The organism is Streptomyces sp. NPDC088766 (assembly GCF_044750845.1).
Taxonomy (GTDB): Bacteria; Actinomycetota; Actinomycetes; order Streptomycetales; family Streptomycetaceae; genus Streptomyces.
On record NZ_JBIVKQ010000038.1, the window covers coordinates 52,286 to 66,823 of the forward strand.

The following is a 14,538-nucleotide window of genomic DNA, read 5'->3' on the forward strand; positions in this document are numbered from 1 at the left end:
CCCACAACCCCCCGCGGCCCCCACCCGGCCCGCCGGTCCCGCTACCTGGGCGCCGCCCCCCACGACGGCCTCCAAGTTGTGGGGGGGGGGGGGGCGGCCCCCCGGGGGCCCCCCCCCGGGGGGCGCCGCCGTTTCACAGCTCGCCGAGTTCGCGGGCGTACGGCGGTTCCGCGCCCGCCCGCGAACAGGTGATCGCCGCCGCGCGGGCCGCGAAGCGCAGCAGCCGTTCCCAGCCGTCACGGCCCAGGTCCGCGAGCGCCGCCGGGGAGAGGGCGTCCTGGACCGAAAGGGCGTGCAGCAGAGCCGCGTTCACGGTGTCGCCGGCGCCGATGGTGTCCACGACGTCGACCTTCTCGCCGGGAACCGGATACACGGAGCCGTCCCGGGTGAAGGCGGTCAGCCCGTCGCCGCCGTGCGTGATCACGACGGCGGAGGGCCCGGCGGCCAGCCAGTCACGCGGGGTGCCGCCCAGCCAGAGGGCGTCCTCCTCGGAGAGCTTGAGCAGGGACACCGAGGGCAGCCAGCTCCTGAAGCGCGCCCGGTAGGCGTCGGCGTCGGGGATCAGACCGGGCCGGACGTTCGGGTCCAGGGCGGTGAAGAGGCCCTGGGCCGCCGCCGTCCGCATCAGCTCCTCGTACGCGCTCGCGCCCGGCTCCAGCACCAGCGAGCAGGTGCCGAAGGACACCGCCCGGCTGCCGGCGGGCAGACCGGCGGGGGCGGTGAACAGCCGGTCGGCGGTGCCCTCCACGTAGAAGGAGTAGGCGGCCGAGCCGTTCCCGTCGAGCGTGGCGACCGCGAGGGTGGTCGGCTCCGTGCCGCGCTGCACCCCCGACACGTCCACCCCCGAGTCGCGCAGCCCGCCGAGGAGCGCCTCGCCGAAGGCGTCGTAGGAGACGCGGGAGCAGAACGCGGTCGCGGAGCCGAGGCGGCCCAGGGCCACGGCCGTGTTGTACGGGCCGCCGCCGAGGGCCGGCTGCAGAGCCGCGAGGGCGCCAGTGCCCTGCGGTACCAGGTCGATCAGGGCCTCACCGGCGACGACGATCACGGGGCGGTTCCTCTCCGGTGGCTCGCTGGGCACACCGCTCGGGCTGTCGGTGGCCAAGGGTCGCACGAAGCCCGGTGGTTCGGGCGTGGTCCCCCGCCGGACGGCGGACGTACACGCTGACGCAGGCGTCGCCGTCCGCACAACCCCACGCGGCCGCGCGCTCCTTCGCGACCCCCGCCACACCCCCGTGTGCTCCGTGACGGCCGCTTCGGCGCAACCCGTGGCATTCCGTGGCAACCCGCCGCGTTCCGGTGTGCTCCCGGCCGGTATCGTGCGCGGGGCAGCGGCCCGCCGGCCGCGTGCCGTACGGCCGTCCCGCACCGTCGGCCCCGCCTCTGCCCCGGACCCTGGAGATGCGCATGTCCGCCCGCCCGTCAGCGACCCGCCGTACCGTCCTGCGGGGAGCGGCTCTCGCGCCGGCCGCGGGCCTCGGTCTGGCCGCCTGTTCACCGACCGGCGGGACCACCGCGCCCGCCACACCGACCGCGCCCGTCGAACTGGGCGCGGACGGCGAGGTCGCGAAGGGGGGCGCCAAGCTCTACCGGGACCACAACGTGGTGGTCAGCCGGTCCGCGGACGGTGAGCTGAAGGCGTACAGCTCGATCTGCACGCACGCGGGGTGCCCGATCAACAAGCTCGAAGGGACGACCCTGATCTGTCCCTGCCACGGCAGTGAGTTCGACGCCGCGACCGGCGAGGTGCTGCGGGCACCGGCGACCGTGCCGCTGAACGAACTCCCGGTCAGGACCGAGAACGGCAAGATCGTTTCGGGGCCGGCCGTCTGACCCGTCGGGGGCCGTCCGTTCACTCCCAGTCCCACCCGATGCCCACCATGCCCGACCGCACCCGCGGTTCGACGAGGTGCACCGAGCGGTGGCGTCGGCTCAGCAGGAGTTCCTGACGGCTGCCGCGCGGGGCCGCCGGGGAGTGCCGCGTGAAGCGGTGGCAGCGCACCGGCACGGCGCTCTCGTCGAACCGGACCTGGAGGGCGTACTGGCCACCGGGGGCGCCGAAGCCGCGGACGTACTCGCGGGCGGCCCCGGCGGTGCCGTCCTGGACGCCGTAGCCGAAGAGGAAGGTGTCGCCGGCGCGCAGGCGGGTGTCGAAGAGGAACTCGGCCACCAGGACACCGGTGTCGTGGTGCCGGCGGACGCGGCCGGTCCGGCAGTTCTCCAGGGCGTGCACGGACATCCGTTCCGGGGCGCAGCCGGGGTCCCCGTGGTGGACGGCGACGAAACGGTCGACGCCGTCGCGGTGGGCGCGGACGACGTGCTCCGACTTGCGTTCCAGCAGTTCGCGGCAGGCCCCGATGCGGACCCGCTCGTGGTGGCCCAGGGTGTGCAGTCCGCCGTCCAGGGGGCATTCCAGTTCGACGAGGAGTTTCTCCAAGGCGTCCGAGGCCTCCAGGAGCGACCGGTACGTGCGGCCGGCAGGCTGTCCGGCGGGCACCTTCTCGTCGGGCTCCGCGAGCAGCCGGATCAGGGACTCGTCCGGCAGCTGGAGGATCTCCTCCAGGGCGCGCACGGCCCGCAGCGACTCCGGGCGCTGCGGGCGCCGGGCCCCCTGCTGCCAGTAGCTCAGGCTCGTGACCCCGACCTTGACCCCGTGCCGCGACAGGTGGTGCTGGACGCGCTGGAGGGGCAGCCCCCGGGCGGCGATCGCGGCGCGCAGGGCGACGTGGAAGGGGCCGCCGCTCAGGACCCCGTCCAGTTCGGCGGCGACACCGGGCACGGGCCGGGGGCCGGCCGTCACGCCGGTCTCCGGGCCGGCCGTCACGCCGGTCTCCGGGCCAGCCGTCACGCTGGTCTCCGTGGCGGTCGGCGCGGAAGGTTCCGGGGCGGTGTGCGCGTCGGCGTCCGCGTGCTGTGGGGCGTGCGGCATGCAGGGGCCTCTCTGTGAATGCTCGCGACGGCTGGTCGGACCGTTCGTGTGAGTGTCCGGGCCGCCCCGGCGACGCGGGCGCGCCTTCACATCCGTGGCGCGGGGTTCACTGCCCGGAGTTCCCCGCATTGAAGCGTGCCGACATGGTCCCGACAACAGGTGGCGCCGGAACGCGGCGCGGCCGTGGCCGAGTCGGCGCCCTTGCCCCGCACGCCCCGCGCCGTTGTCCACAGGCCCGTCGGACTGTCACCGTGCGCCAGTAGGGTGTGAGACATGGCCGACCCCTCCAGCTACCGCCCCAAGCCGGGACAGATCCCCGACTCTCCCGGGGTGTACCGGTTCCGCGACGAGCACCGCCGGGTGATCTACGTCGGAAAGGCGAAAAGCCTGCGCCAGCGCCTGGCCAACTACTTCCAGGACCTGGCGGGTCTCCACCCGCGCACCCGCACGATGGTCACGACGGCCGCGTCCGTGGAGTGGACCGTGGTGTCCACGGAGGTCGAGGCGCTCCAGCTGGAGTACTCGTGGATCAAGGAGTACGACCCCCGGTTCAACGTCAAGTACCGGGACGACAAGAGCTACCCGTACCTCGCGGTGACGATGAACGAGGAGTTCCCGCGCGCGCAGGTGATGCGGGGACACAAGAAGAAGGGCGTCAGGTACTTCGGACCGTACGCGCACGCGTGGGCGATCCGGGACACCGTCGACCTCCTCCTGCGGGTCTTCCCGGTCCGCACCTGCTCGGCCGGCGTCTTCAAGAACGCCGCCCGCACCGGCCGCCCCTGCCTGCTCGGCTACATCGGCAAGTGCTCCGCGCCCTGCGTCGGCCGGATCTCGCCCGACGACCACCGGGAGCTGGCGGACGAGTTCTGCGACTTCATGACCGGCCGCACCGGCACCTACCTGCGCCGTCTGGAGAAGCAGATGGCGCAGGCGGCCGAGGAGATGGAGTACGAGCGGGCCGCCCGCCTGCGCGACGACATAGGGGCCCTGAAGAAGGCCATGGAGAAGAGCGCGGTCGTGCTCGCCGACGCCACCGACGCCGACCTGATCGCGGTCGCCGAGGACGAGCTGGAGGCGGCCGTCCAGATCTTCCACGTCCGCGGCGGACGCGTCCGCGGCCAGCGCGGCTGGGTCACCGACAAGGTCGAGGAGATCACCACCGGCGCCCTCGTCGAACACGCCCTCCAGCAGCTCTACGGCGCGGAGAGCGGCGACGCGGTGCCCAAGGAGGTCCTGGTCCCCGCCCTGCCCGACCCGCTGGAACCGGTCCAGGAGTGGCTCACCGCCCGCCGCGGGTCCAACGTCTCGCTGCGCATCCCCCAGCGCGGCGACAAGCGGGCCCTGATGGAGACCGTGGAGCGCAACGCCCAGCAGGGCCTCGCCCTGCACAAGACCAAGCGCGCCTCCGACCTCACCACGCGCTCGCGCGCGCTGGAGGAGATCGCCGACGCCCTGGGGCTGGACAGCGCCCCGCTGCGGATCGAGTGCTACGACATCTCGCACCTCCAGGGCGACGACGTCGTGGCCTCCATGGTCGTCTTCGAGGACGGCCTGGCCCGCAAGAGCGAGTACCGCCGCTTCCAGATCAAGGGCTTCGAGGGCCAGGACGACGTCCGCTCGATGCACGAGGTGATCACCCGCCGCTTCCGCCGCTACCTCGCCGACAAGGAGCGGACGGGGGAGTGGGTCGACGGCGACGCGGACGCCGTCGCCGGCTCCGCCGAGATCCCCGCCGCGGCCGCCGACGGCCCGGTCGCCGGCAGCCTCACCGAGGACGACGGCCGGCCCAAGCGGTTCGCCTACCCGCCCCAGCTCGTCGTCGTGGACGGCGGACAGCCCCAGGTGGCGGCGGCCGAGCGGGCGCTGGAGGAGCTGGGCATCGACGACATCGCCGTCTGCGGCCTCGCCAAGCGCCTGGAGGAGGTCTGGCTGCCGGACGACGACGATCCCGTGATCCTGCCCCGCAGCAGCGAAGGCCTCTACCTGCTCCAGCGGGTCCGTGACGAGGCGCACCGCTTCGCGATCACCTACCAGCGCACCAAGCGGGCCAAGCGGTTCCGCGCCGGCCCGCTGGACGACGTGCCGGGCCTCGGCGAAACGCGCAAGCAGGCGCTCATCAAGCACTTCGGTTCGGTGAAGAGGCTGCGTTCGGCGACGATCGACCAGATCTGCGAGGTGCCCGGCATCGGCCGCAAGACGGCCGAGACGATCGCCGCCGCCTTCACCCGGGCGGCTCCGCCCGCACCCGCCGTGAACACGGCGACCGGAGAGATCATGGACGAGGAGGAGCCCGACACGACGGCGGACTCCCCCGGGGAGCCCGTGGCAGCGGGCGTCCCGGAAGACCGACGGGGGCAGGAGACATGACCGAGCACGACGCACGACCCGCACCGGAGCGAGAACCCGCGCCCACGGCGCCGCCCACAGCAGCCGCCGGGGCCGCCCCTCAGCAGGGACACAGCCGGACCGGCGAGGATCGCCCTCAGCACCACCCCCGGCACGACGCGGACCCCGCCGGGGCCGAACGCCCCGCGGACGCCCCCGGCGCCGCGCACACCGCAGGTCACGAAGACGGAGCACAGGTGAGTACCGACGTCACGCCGCCCGGCATCCCCGAGGCGGCCATCCCCGAGCTGGTGATCATCTCCGGCATGTCCGGGGCCGGCCGCTCGACGGCCGCCAAGTGTCTGGAGGACCTCGGCTGGTTCGTCGTCGACAACCTCCCGCCCGCGCTGATCCCCACCATGGTGGAGCTGGGCGCCCGCTCCCAGGGCAACGTGGCGCGGATCGCGGTCGTCGTCGACGTGCGCGGCCGCCGTTTCTTCGACAACCTCCGCGAGTCCCTCGCCGACCTCGAGGCCAAGGGCGTCACCCGGCGGATCGTGTTCCTGGAGTCCTCCGACGACGCCCTGGTCCGCCGCTTCGAGTCCGTGCGCCGCCCGCACCCCCTGCAGGGCGACGGCCGGATCGTCGACGGCATCGCCGCCGAGCGCGAGCTGCTGCGCGAGCTGCGCGGCGACGCCGACCTGGTGATCGACACCTCCAGCCTCAACGTGCACGAGCTGCGCGCCAAGATGGACGCCCAGTTCGCCGGCGACGAGGAGCCCGAGCTGCGGGCCACCGTGATGTCCTTCGGCTTCAAGTACGGCCTCCCGGTGGACGCCGACCTGGTCGTGGACATGCGCTTCCTGCCCAACCCCCACTGGGTCCCGGAACTGCGTCCCTTCACCGGGCTGAACGAGGAGGTCTCCGGGTACGTCCTCAACCAGCCCGGGGCGAAGGAGTTCCTCGACCGGTACACCGAACTCCTCCAGCTGGTCGCCGCCGGCTACCGCCGCGAGGGCAAGCGCTACGTGACCATCGCGGTCGGCTGTACGGGCGGCAAGCACCGGTCGGTCGCGATGTCGGAGAAGCTCGCCGCGCGCCTCGCGGCCGAGGGCGTGGAGACGGTGGTCGTGCACCGGGACATGGGACGGGAATGACGGGACGCACTCCGCGGCTGGGCAGGCTGCGCAGAACGGCGCCGGAAGGGCGCACGAGCCGGCCGGTCGAGGCCCGGGGCGGCAGACCGCGCCGTCGCGGCACCCAGCCCAAGGTCGTCGCCCTCGGCGGCGGCATGGGTCTGTCCGCCTCGCTCACCGCACTGCGCCGGATCACCGGCGACCTCACGGGTGTCGTCACGGTGGCCGACGACGGCGGCTCCAGCGGCCGCCTGCGCGACGAGCTGGGCGTGCTGCCGCCCGGCGACCTGCGCAAGGCCCTGGCCGCCCTGTGCGGCGACGACGACTGGGGCCAGACCTGGGCCCGGGTCATCCAGCACCGCTTCCAGTCGCAGGGCGAGATCAACGGCCACGCCGTCGGCAACCTGCTGATCGTCGCCCTGTGGGAGCAGCTCGGCGACCACGTCCAGGCACTGGACCTGGTCGGCAAGCTCCTGGGCGCACAGGGACGCGTGCTGCCCATGTCCGCCGTACCGCTGGAACTCCAGGCGCTGGTCAAGGGGCACGACCCGGCCCGTCCCGAGGACGTCGACACCGTGCGCGGGCAGGCGACCGTCGCGCTCACCACCGGTGAGGTGCAGTCCGTGCACCTCGTGCCGCCCGACCCGCCGGCCGTCCCGGAGGCGGTGGCGGCCGTCCTCGACGCGGACTGGGTGGTGCTCGGACCCGGTTCCTGGTTCTCGTCGGTCATCCCGCACCTGCTGGTGCCCGAACTGCTGGACGCGCTCACCGAGACGAAGGCACGCCGGGTACTCTCACTCAATCTCGCGCCGCAACCGGGAGAAACCGAGGGCTTCTCCCCGCAGCGTCATTTGGAGGTTTTGGGACGACACGCCCCTAAACTCGCCCTGGACGTGGTGCTGGCCGACGAGGCCGCCGTGCCCGACCGCGACTCCCTGACCGATGCCGCCAAGCGGTTCGGGGCCGCGGTCGAGCTGGCGCCGGTGGCCCGGCCCGACGGCACCCCGAGGCACGACCCGGAGCTGTTGGCCGCCGCGTACGACCGTATTTTTCGGATGCATGGAAGGATCGGCCCATGGCGATGACGGCAGCGGTGAAGGATGAGATCTCCCGGCTCCCCGTCACCCGGACCTGCTGCAGGAAGGCGGAGGTCTCCGCCATCCTGCGGTTCGCCGGCGGCCTCCACCTGGTGAGCGGGCGCATTGTGATCGAGGCGGAGCTGGACACGGCGATGGCGGCCCGCCGGCTCAAGCGCGACATCCTGGAGATCTTCGGCCACAGCTCGGAGCTGATCGTGATGGCGCCCGGCGGTCTGCGCCGCGGCTCGCGTTACGTCGTACGGGTGGTGGCGGGCGGTGACCAGCTGGCCCGCCAGACCGGTCTGGTGGACGGCCGCGGGCGCCCCATCCGCGGGTTGCCCCCACAGGTGGTCTCCGGTGCCACCTGCGACGCGGAGGCGGCCTGGCGCGGGGCCTTCCTGGCGCACGGTTCGCTCACCGAGCCCGGCCGGTCCTCCTCCCTTGAGGTCACCTGCCCGGGGCCCGAGGCCGCGCTCGCGCTGGTCGGCGCCGCCCGCCGGCTGTCGATCGCCGCGAAGGCCCGCGAGGTGCGCGGAGTCGACCGGGTCGTGGTCCGCGACGGCGACGCCATCGGCGCGCTGCTCACCCGCCTCGGCGCCCACGAGTCGGTGCTGGCCTGGGAGGAACGCCGGATGCGCCGCGAGGTGCGCGCCACGGCGAACCGGCTCGCCAACTTCGACGACGCGAACCTGCGCCGTTCCGCCCGTGCGGCCGTGGCCGCCGGGGCCCGTGTCCAGCGCGCCCTGGAGATCCTCGCCGACGAGGTGCCCGAGCACCTCGCGGCGGCCGGCCGGCTGCGGATGGAGCACAAGCAGGCCTCGCTGGAGGAGCTGGGCGCGCTCGCCGACCCGCCGCTGACCAAGGACGCGGTCGCCGGCCGGATCCGCCGGCTGCTGGCGATGGCCGACAAGCGGGCGTCGGACCTCGGTATCCCGGGCACGGACGCCAACCTCAGCGAGGAACTCGCCGACAACCTGGTGGGCTGACCGCCCGACCGGGTTCGGCGGCCCGACCGGGTTCGGCGGCCCGACCGGGCTCGGCCGCCCGACGCCCCGGCCGACGTCCTGACCGGGCCGAGCCCGGCCCGGACGGCCGGCGCGAGTCACCGACTCCCCGGTGCCGACCCCCTCGGAGGGCGGTCGGCACCGGCGTCGTCACCCTCGCACCACCGGCGTCCTCACCCCCGGAGCACCGGCCTTTTTCTCCCTGAGAGCACTCGCGCCGATGACAACTTCCTTCCGTCGGCGCCTTCTTGACGCATCCTTGACTCGATCATGAACAGTCATGAGCCTGACTCTGTCCGCCACTGTGGCGGACATACACAAGGAGGTTGTGAACTCCTGGCGATCGAGTGCGCGCGGATGCGTTCTGGTGCGCATGAGTGTGTGTCCGTGCTGTGGCCCGTTCGGCGATGTGGGAGGGGAACAGGGGTTTCTCCGTCGAATGCATGACCTGTGCGGGGGGTGGTCGTTGGGCGCGGTGACAGGTTGTTCGGCTGACTGACGTGGGGCGGGGGTGGCGGGGTGGGCGGGCTGCGCAAGATGGCGGCGCCGTTCGTCGCCCCGGGCCCGTCCGGGGTCGCGGTCCGCGACCGGCTGAAGCATTTGACCGGCGAGGACGAGGAGGTGCCGCGCCGGGTCGGTGCCCACCTCGGCATGCTCGCCTCCCGGGACCTGAAGGCCCGGTGCGCGGCGGGGCTGGAACACGACAACGAGCAGTGGGCGGAGCGCAAGCGGGCCCTGACGGTGGAGTCGTCCTCGCGGTGGGCCGGGTCGGTCACCAAGGCCGGCCATCACCAAGGCCGGCCATGATCAGTGGGCGCCGGCCCGGAGCGCCCAGGCCGCGCACCTCCAGAGCCTGGAAACGGCGGTGCGCACCATCGCGCATCGGCTGTCCCTCCCGGTCGGGGCGAAGGGCAGCAGGCAGGCGCCGGGCGGTTACCGATCCCGGCGGGAGTGGCACGCCGAGTCCCGCCGTCTGCAGGCCCTGACCGACCGGCTGCAGGCGGCGCGCGCCGACTGGGAGGCGGGGCGGGTGCGGGCAGCCCGGCCGTCCTGAAGGACTGGGCGCGCACCGGCACGCTGTTCCGGACCTACGGGGCGGTCACCACCGACGACACCGTGCTGCTGGGCTTCGGCCTGGAACACGTCGTCGCGCCGGCCGACCGCACCGCGCTCATCGGAAAGGCCCTCTACTCACTTGACTGCTGACACGCAGAGGTCGGCCGAGGGCGACACGGAGTGACCGAATCGGGTGACCGGTCCTTCGGGGCGGGGCGGTCCGTACCCCTACTGGTGGGTACGGACCGCCCTGCCGGGTATGGGCGAAGTCGATGTCACCCCGGCCGCCCCGGAGAGGTAGGGTCGGGGGTGGTCGGGGACATCCCAAATACAGCTCGCCGGCACCTCGTGGCCGGCGTACCAACGAGGAGATCGGTTCGTGACGATCCGCGTAGGCATCAACGGCTTTGGCCGCATCGGTCGTAACTACTTCCGCGCGCTGCTGGAGCAGGGTGCTGACATCGAGATCGTGGCTGTCAACGACCTGGGTGACACCGCGACAACCGCTCACCTGCTCAAGTACGACACCATCCTGGGCCGCCTGAAGGCCGAGGTGTCGCACACCGCCGACACGATCACCGTGGACGGCCACACCATCAAGGTCCTGTCCGAGCGCAACCCCGCCGACATCCCGTGGGGCGACCTCGGCGTCGACGTCGTCATCGAGTCGACGGGCATCTTCACGAAGAAGGCCGACGCCGAGAAGCACATCGCCGGCGGCGCCAAGAAGGTCCTCATCTCGGCTCCGGCCAAGGACGAGGACATCACCATCGTGATGGGCGTCAACCAGGACAAGTACGACCCGGCGAACCACCACGTCATCTCCAACGCCTCCTGCACCACCAACTGTGTGGCGCCGATGGCCAAGGTCCTCGACGAGAACTTCGGCATCGTCAAGGGCCTGATGACGACGGTCCACGCGTACACCAACGACCAGCGCATCCTGGACTTCCCGCACTCGGACCTGCGTCGCGCCCGCGCCGCCGCCGAGAACATCATCCCGACCACGACGGGCGCCGCCAAGGCCACCGCCCTGGTCCTCCCGCAGCTCAAGGGCAAGCTGGACGGCATCGCCATGCGCGTCCCGGTCCCGACCGGCTCGGCCACCGACCTGGTCGTGACGCTCCAGCGCGAGGTCACCAAGGACGAGGTCAACGCCGCGTTCAAGAAGGCCGCCGACGACGGCGACCTCAAGGGCTTCCTGACCTACACCGAGGACCCGATCGTCTCCTCGGACATCGTCGGCGACCCGTCCTCCTGCACCTTCGACTCCTCCCTGACCATGGTCCAGGAGGGCAACACGGTGAAGATCCTCGGCTGGTACGACAACGAGTGGGGTTACTCCAACCGCCTCGTCGACCTGACGGTCTTCGTCGGCAACCAGCTCTGATCGACGGATCAGGCACCTCGATGTGAGGGCAGGGCCCGGACGGCGCGGGAACGCGTCGCCGGGCCCTGACTCACGTGCAGACCGCCCTCTCTACGATCACGGAGAACACGAGCCCTCCCGGGAGCCCCTTACATGAAGACGATCGACGAACTCCTCTCCGAAGGCGTGGCCGGCAAGCGGGTCTTCGTCCGCGCCGACCTCAACGTGCCGTTGGTGAACGACGGCACCACTGTGGAAATCTCTGACGACGGCCGTATCCGCGCCGTGCTCCCGACCGTCAAGGCCCTCGCGGACGCGGGCGCCAAGGTGGTCGTCGCCTCTCACCTGGGCCGCCCCAAGGGCGCCCCGGACCCGGCCTTCTCGCTCGCCCCGGCCGCCACGCGCCTCGGTGAACTCCTCGGCGCCGACGTGGCGTTCGCGACCGACACGGTCGGCGAATCCGCCCGCTCCACCGTCGCCGGCCTGACCGACGGCCGGGTCGCCGTCATCGAGAACCTGCGCTTCAACGCGGGCGAGACGGCCAAGGACGACGCCGAGCGCGGCGCCTTCGCCGACCAGCTGGCCGAACTCGCCGACGTGTACGTGGGCGACGGCTTCGGCGCCGTCCACCGCAAGCACGCCTCGGTCTTCGACCTCCCGGCCCGGCTGCCGCACGCCGCCGGCTACCTCATCGCCACCGAGGTCGGCGTCCTGAAGAAGCTCACCGAGGACGTCGAGCGGCCCTACGTCGTCGCCCTCGGCGGCTCCAAGGTCTCCGACAAGCTCGCTGTCATCGACCAGCTGCTCGGCAAGGCGGACCGCCTCCTCATCGGCGGCGGCATGGTGTTCACCTTCCTCAAGGCCAAGGGGTACGAGGTCGGCGCCTCCCTGCTCCAGGAGGACCAGATCCCGGTCGTCCAGGAGTACATCGAGCGTGCGGAGAAGAACGGCGTGGAGCTGGTCCTCCCCGTCGACGTGGTGACCGCCACCGCCTTCCCGGACCTGAGGACCAAGGCGCCGTCGAACCCGAACACCGTCGCCGCGGACGCCATCCCCGCAGGTCAGCTGGGCCTGGACATCGGCCCGGAGACCCGCAAGCTGTACGCCTCGAAGCTCGCCGACGCCGCCACCGTCTTCTGGAACGGCCCGATGGGCGTCTTCGAGCACCCCGATTACGCCGAGGGCACCAAGGCGGTCGCCCAGGCCCTCCTCGACTCCCCGGCCTTCACGGTCGTCGGCGGCGGCGACTCCGCCGCGGCCGTCCGCCTGCTGGGCTTCGACGAGACCGCATTCGGCCACATCTCGACCGGTGGCGGCGCCTCCCTCGAATACCTCGAGGGCAAGACGCTCCCCGGCCTCGCCGCACTGGAGGACTGACCCCGCATGAGCACCCGTACGCCGCTGATGGCGGGCAACTGGAAGATGAACCTCAACCACCTCGAGGCCATCGCCCACACCCAGAAGCTCGCCTTCGCCCTGGCCGACAAGGACTACGAGGCCGTCGAGGTCGCCGTCCTGGCGCCCTTCACCGACCTGCGTTCCGTGCAGACGCTGGTCGAGCACGACAAGCTGAAGATCAAGTACGGCGCCCAGGACATCTCCGCCCACGACGGTGGCGCCTACACCGGCGAGATCTCCGGCCCGATGCTCGCCAAGCTGCGGTGCACCTACGTCGCGGTCGGCCACTCCGAGCGCCGGCAGTACCACGGCGAGACCGACGAGCAGGTGAACGCCAAGGTCAAGGCCGCCTACAAGCACGGCCTCACCCCGATCCTGTGCGTCGGCGAGGAACTGGACGTCCGCGAGGCGGGCAACCACGTGTCGCACACCCTCACCCAGGTCGAGGGCGGTCTGAAGGACGTCCCGGCCGAGCAGGCCGAGACCGTCGTGATCGCCTACGAGCCGGTGTGGGCCATCGGAACCGGCAAGGTCTGCGGAGCCGAGGACGCCCAGGAGGTCTGCGCGGCCGTCCGCGGCAAGCTCGCCGAGCTGTACTCCCAGGACGTGGCCGACAAGATCCGCATCCAGTACGGCGGCTCGGTGAAGTCGGGCAACGTCGCCGAGATCATGGCGCAGGCCGACATCGACGGCGCACTGGTCGGCGGCGCTTCGCTGGACCACGAGGAGTTCGTCAAGATCGTGCGCTTCCGCGACCGGTGACCGGGCTGTGAGTATGCGGTAGCGGCGATCCGTCGTACCCTTGCGGGGGCACAGCGCGGAAGCTGTGCCCCCGTCGTCATCCGAATCCGAGGAAGTTGGTCCAGCCGTGGTTTTGGGGTTCTCGATCGCCCTGATCGTCTTCAGCCTGCTGCTGATGCTGCTGGTGCTGATGCACAAGGGGAAGGGCGGCGGTCTCTCCGACATGTTCGGTGGCGGCATGCAGTCCTCCGTCGGCGGCTCCTCGGTCGCCGAGCGCAACCTCGACCGCATCACCGTGGTGGTCGGTCTGCTCTGGTTCGCGAGCATCATCGTCCTCGGCATCATGATGAAGACGAACAGCTGATCAGCCTCTCGCAGGCACACATTCCGTACGTAAGGCCCCATGTCGGGTACGCGCAGCTGAGCGCGGCCTATCATGGGGCTTGCGTCTACGTGTGGGGGGGTTGTAGCTCCAATCACTGGACGCGCGTTGGGCCTTACGTAGACTGAGGCGCTCGCAGCGGAGCGAAACGCCGACTCGCTTCGCGGCACCATCACGCAGGGAGTTACGACCGTGGCAAGTGGCAACGCGATCCGAGGAAGCCGGGTCGGGGCGGGGCCGATGGGCGAGGCCGAGCGCGGCGAGTCCGCGCCGCGTGCGCGCATCTCCTTCTGGTGCTCCAACGGGCACGAGACGCAGCCCAGCTTCGCCAGCGACGCACAGGTGCCCGATACCTGGGACTGCCCGCGCTGCGGCTTCCCGGCCGGCCAGGACCGGGACAACCCCCCGGCTCCGCCGCGCACCGAGCCCTACAAGACGCACCTCGCCTATGTGCGGGAGCGGCGCAGCGACGCGGACGGCGAGGCGATCCTCGCCGAGGCGCTCGCCAAACTGCGGGGCGAGATCTAGGAGTTCTGGACCGGCCAGGTGCCCGCGGCACTTGGCCGCACCTGTTTCGCGCACCGGCGGCCGACCGCCGGACGGGCAGCTTGTGCTGCTCTGCTGCCCTCACCTTCCTTTTTTCACCCCGTCGGCCGCCGCGCTGACACCCGCGGGCCGCGCGCACGTACCTCTTGTCGCACCCCTGGACGGTCTCACGACAGCTCACGTCACGTGCTGATCAATTAGGTTGGGACCGCAGCGGGACAAGATGCGCGGCACGGACAGGTGAGAGAAGAGGGCTGGGTCCGACATGAACGCAGACGGCCGTACGAGGCTCAATCAGACGCCCGAGTGGACCGCTCTGGCCAGGCACCGCGAGGAACTCGGCGAGGCGCAGCTGCGCGAGCTGTTCGCCGCCGACCCCGGGCGTGGCAGCGGGTACACACTGCGGGTCGGTGACCTGCACATCGACTACTCCAAGCAGCTCGTCACCGACGAGACGCTGCGGCTGCTGCGCGAGCTGGCCGCTGCGACCGGTGTGTTCCGGCTGCGGGACGCGATGTTCCGTGGTGAGCGGATCAACATCACCGAGGACCGGGCCGTGCTGCACACCGCGTT

The 14,538-nt window shown here is 71.8% G+C and carries 12 protein-coding genes and 3 pseudogenes; 13 read left to right on the plus strand and 2 right to left on the minus strand.

Going from position 1 to position 14,538, the window contains the following annotated elements:
- Positions 1-133: 133 nt before the first annotated feature.
- Positions 134-1,045 carry a carbohydrate kinase gene (locus ACIP5W_RS33865; RefSeq protein WP_401481592.1) on the minus strand — a complete coding sequence of 304 codons (912 nt, stop codon included), beginning with the start codon at positions 1,043-1,045 and terminating at the stop codon, positions 134-136.
- A 359-nt stretch (positions 1,046-1,404) separates the two neighbouring features.
- On the opposite strand from ACIP5W_RS33865, the gene ACIP5W_RS33870 reads away from it, so the two are divergent.
- Positions 1,405-1,830, plus strand: a complete 426-nt coding sequence (locus ACIP5W_RS33870) for a Rieske (2Fe-2S) protein (protein ID WP_401481594.1) — start codon at positions 1,405-1,407, stop codon at positions 1,828-1,830.
- A 19-nt stretch (positions 1,831-1,849) separates the two neighbouring features.
- Here ACIP5W_RS33870 and ACIP5W_RS33875 read toward each other — a convergent pair whose 3' ends face one another.
- Entirely contained in the window at positions 1,850-2,926 is a 1,077-nt protein-coding gene (locus ACIP5W_RS33875; protein WP_401481596.1) for a hypothetical protein, read from the minus strand.
- 273 nt (positions 2,927-3,199) lie between these two features.
- Between ACIP5W_RS33875 and uvrC the strand changes: the two genes are divergently transcribed.
- The 12 genes and pseudogenes from uvrC to ACIP5W_RS33935 form a co-directional block, all read left to right on the plus strand.
- Complete coding sequence (uvrC, locus tag ACIP5W_RS33880) at positions 3,200-5,296, plus strand: excinuclease ABC subunit UvrC (protein WP_401481598.1); 2,097 nt, start codon at positions 3,200-3,202, stop codon at positions 5,294-5,296.
- On the plus strand, positions 5,293-6,411 hold the full coding sequence (rapZ, locus tag ACIP5W_RS33885; RefSeq protein ID WP_401481600.1) for an RNase adapter RapZ: 1,119 nt from the start codon (positions 5,293-5,295) through the stop codon (positions 6,409-6,411). The genes uvrC and rapZ overlap by 4 nt, the downstream gene beginning before the upstream one ends.
- Complete coding sequence (yvcK, locus tag ACIP5W_RS33890) at positions 6,408-7,475, plus strand: uridine diphosphate-N-acetylglucosamine-binding protein YvcK (RefSeq protein ID WP_366062538.1); 1,068 nt, start codon at positions 6,408-6,410, stop codon at positions 7,473-7,475. The genes rapZ and yvcK overlap by 4 nt, the downstream gene beginning before the upstream one ends.
- The gene (gene whiA / locus ACIP5W_RS33895) at positions 7,466-8,455 is read left to right on the plus strand and encodes a DNA-binding protein WhiA (protein ID WP_189718300.1); all 990 of its coding nucleotides are present in this window, start codon (positions 7,466-7,468) and stop codon (positions 8,453-8,455) included. The genes yvcK and whiA overlap by 10 nt, the downstream gene beginning before the upstream one ends.
- Positions 8,456-8,992: 537 nt before the next feature.
- Positions 8,993-9,518, plus strand: a pseudogene (locus ACIP5W_RS33900) (IS200/IS605 family accessory protein TnpB-related protein); the annotation flags it as partial.
- A pseudogene (locus ACIP5W_RS33905) lies at positions 9,497-9,679 on the plus strand (hypothetical protein); the annotation flags it as partial. The pseudogenes ACIP5W_RS33900 and ACIP5W_RS33905, both read left to right, overlap by 22 nt.
- Before the next feature lie 229 nt (positions 9,680-9,908).
- Complete coding sequence (gap, locus tag ACIP5W_RS33910) at positions 9,909-10,919, plus strand: type I glyceraldehyde-3-phosphate dehydrogenase (protein WP_401481603.1); 1,011 nt, start codon at positions 9,909-9,911, stop codon at positions 10,917-10,919.
- 132 nt (positions 10,920-11,051) lie between these two features.
- Positions 11,052-12,275, plus strand: a complete 1,224-nt coding sequence (locus ACIP5W_RS33915) for a phosphoglycerate kinase (protein WP_401481604.1) — start codon at positions 11,052-11,054, stop codon at positions 12,273-12,275.
- Between the two features lie 6 nt (positions 12,276-12,281).
- Positions 12,282-13,058 carry a triose-phosphate isomerase gene (gene tpiA / locus ACIP5W_RS33920; protein WP_401481606.1) on the plus strand — a complete coding sequence of 259 codons (777 nt, stop codon included), beginning with the start codon at positions 12,282-12,284 and terminating at the stop codon, positions 13,056-13,058.
- A gap of 112 nt (positions 13,059-13,170) precedes the next feature.
- On the plus strand, positions 13,171-13,401 hold the full coding sequence (gene secG / locus ACIP5W_RS33925; protein ID WP_363087377.1) for a preprotein translocase subunit SecG: 231 nt from the start codon (positions 13,171-13,173) through the stop codon (positions 13,399-13,401).
- Between the two features lie 210 nt (positions 13,402-13,611).
- The gene (locus ACIP5W_RS33930) at positions 13,612-13,947 is read left to right on the plus strand and encodes an RNA polymerase-binding protein RbpA (RefSeq protein ID WP_356569151.1); all 336 of its coding nucleotides are present in this window, start codon (positions 13,612-13,614) and stop codon (positions 13,945-13,947) included.
- Positions 13,948-14,230: 283 nt separating this feature from the next.
- A pseudogene (locus ACIP5W_RS33935) lies at positions 14,231-14,538 on the plus strand (glucose-6-phosphate isomerase); the annotation flags it as partial.

Bases quoted from the DNA above. Each gene is read 5' to 3' on its own strand.
- ACIP5W_RS33870 (WP_401481594.1), top strand. From the start codon at position 1,405: ATGTCCGCCCGCCCGTCAGCGACCCGCCGTACCGTCCTGCGGGGAGCG.
- ACIP5W_RS33875 (WP_401481596.1), bottom strand. From the start codon at position 2,926: ATGCCGCACGCCCCACAGCACGCGGACGCCGACGCGCACACCGCCCCG.
- uvrC (WP_401481598.1), top strand. From the start codon at position 3,200: ATGGCCGACCCCTCCAGCTACCGCCCCAAGCCGGGACAGATCCCCGAC.
- rapZ (WP_401481600.1), top strand. From the start codon at position 5,293: ATGACCGAGCACGACGCACGACCCGCACCGGAGCGAGAACCCGCGCCC.
- yvcK (WP_366062538.1), top strand. From the start codon at position 6,408: ATGACGGGACGCACTCCGCGGCTGGGCAGGCTGCGCAGAACGGCGCCG.
- whiA (WP_189718300.1), top strand. From the start codon at position 7,466: ATGGCGATGACGGCAGCGGTGAAGGATGAGATCTCCCGGCTCCCCGTC.
- ACIP5W_RS33915 (WP_401481604.1), top strand. From the start codon at position 11,052: ATGAAGACGATCGACGAACTCCTCTCCGAAGGCGTGGCCGGCAAGCGG.
- tpiA (WP_401481606.1), top strand. From the start codon at position 12,282: ATGAGCACCCGTACGCCGCTGATGGCGGGCAACTGGAAGATGAACCTC.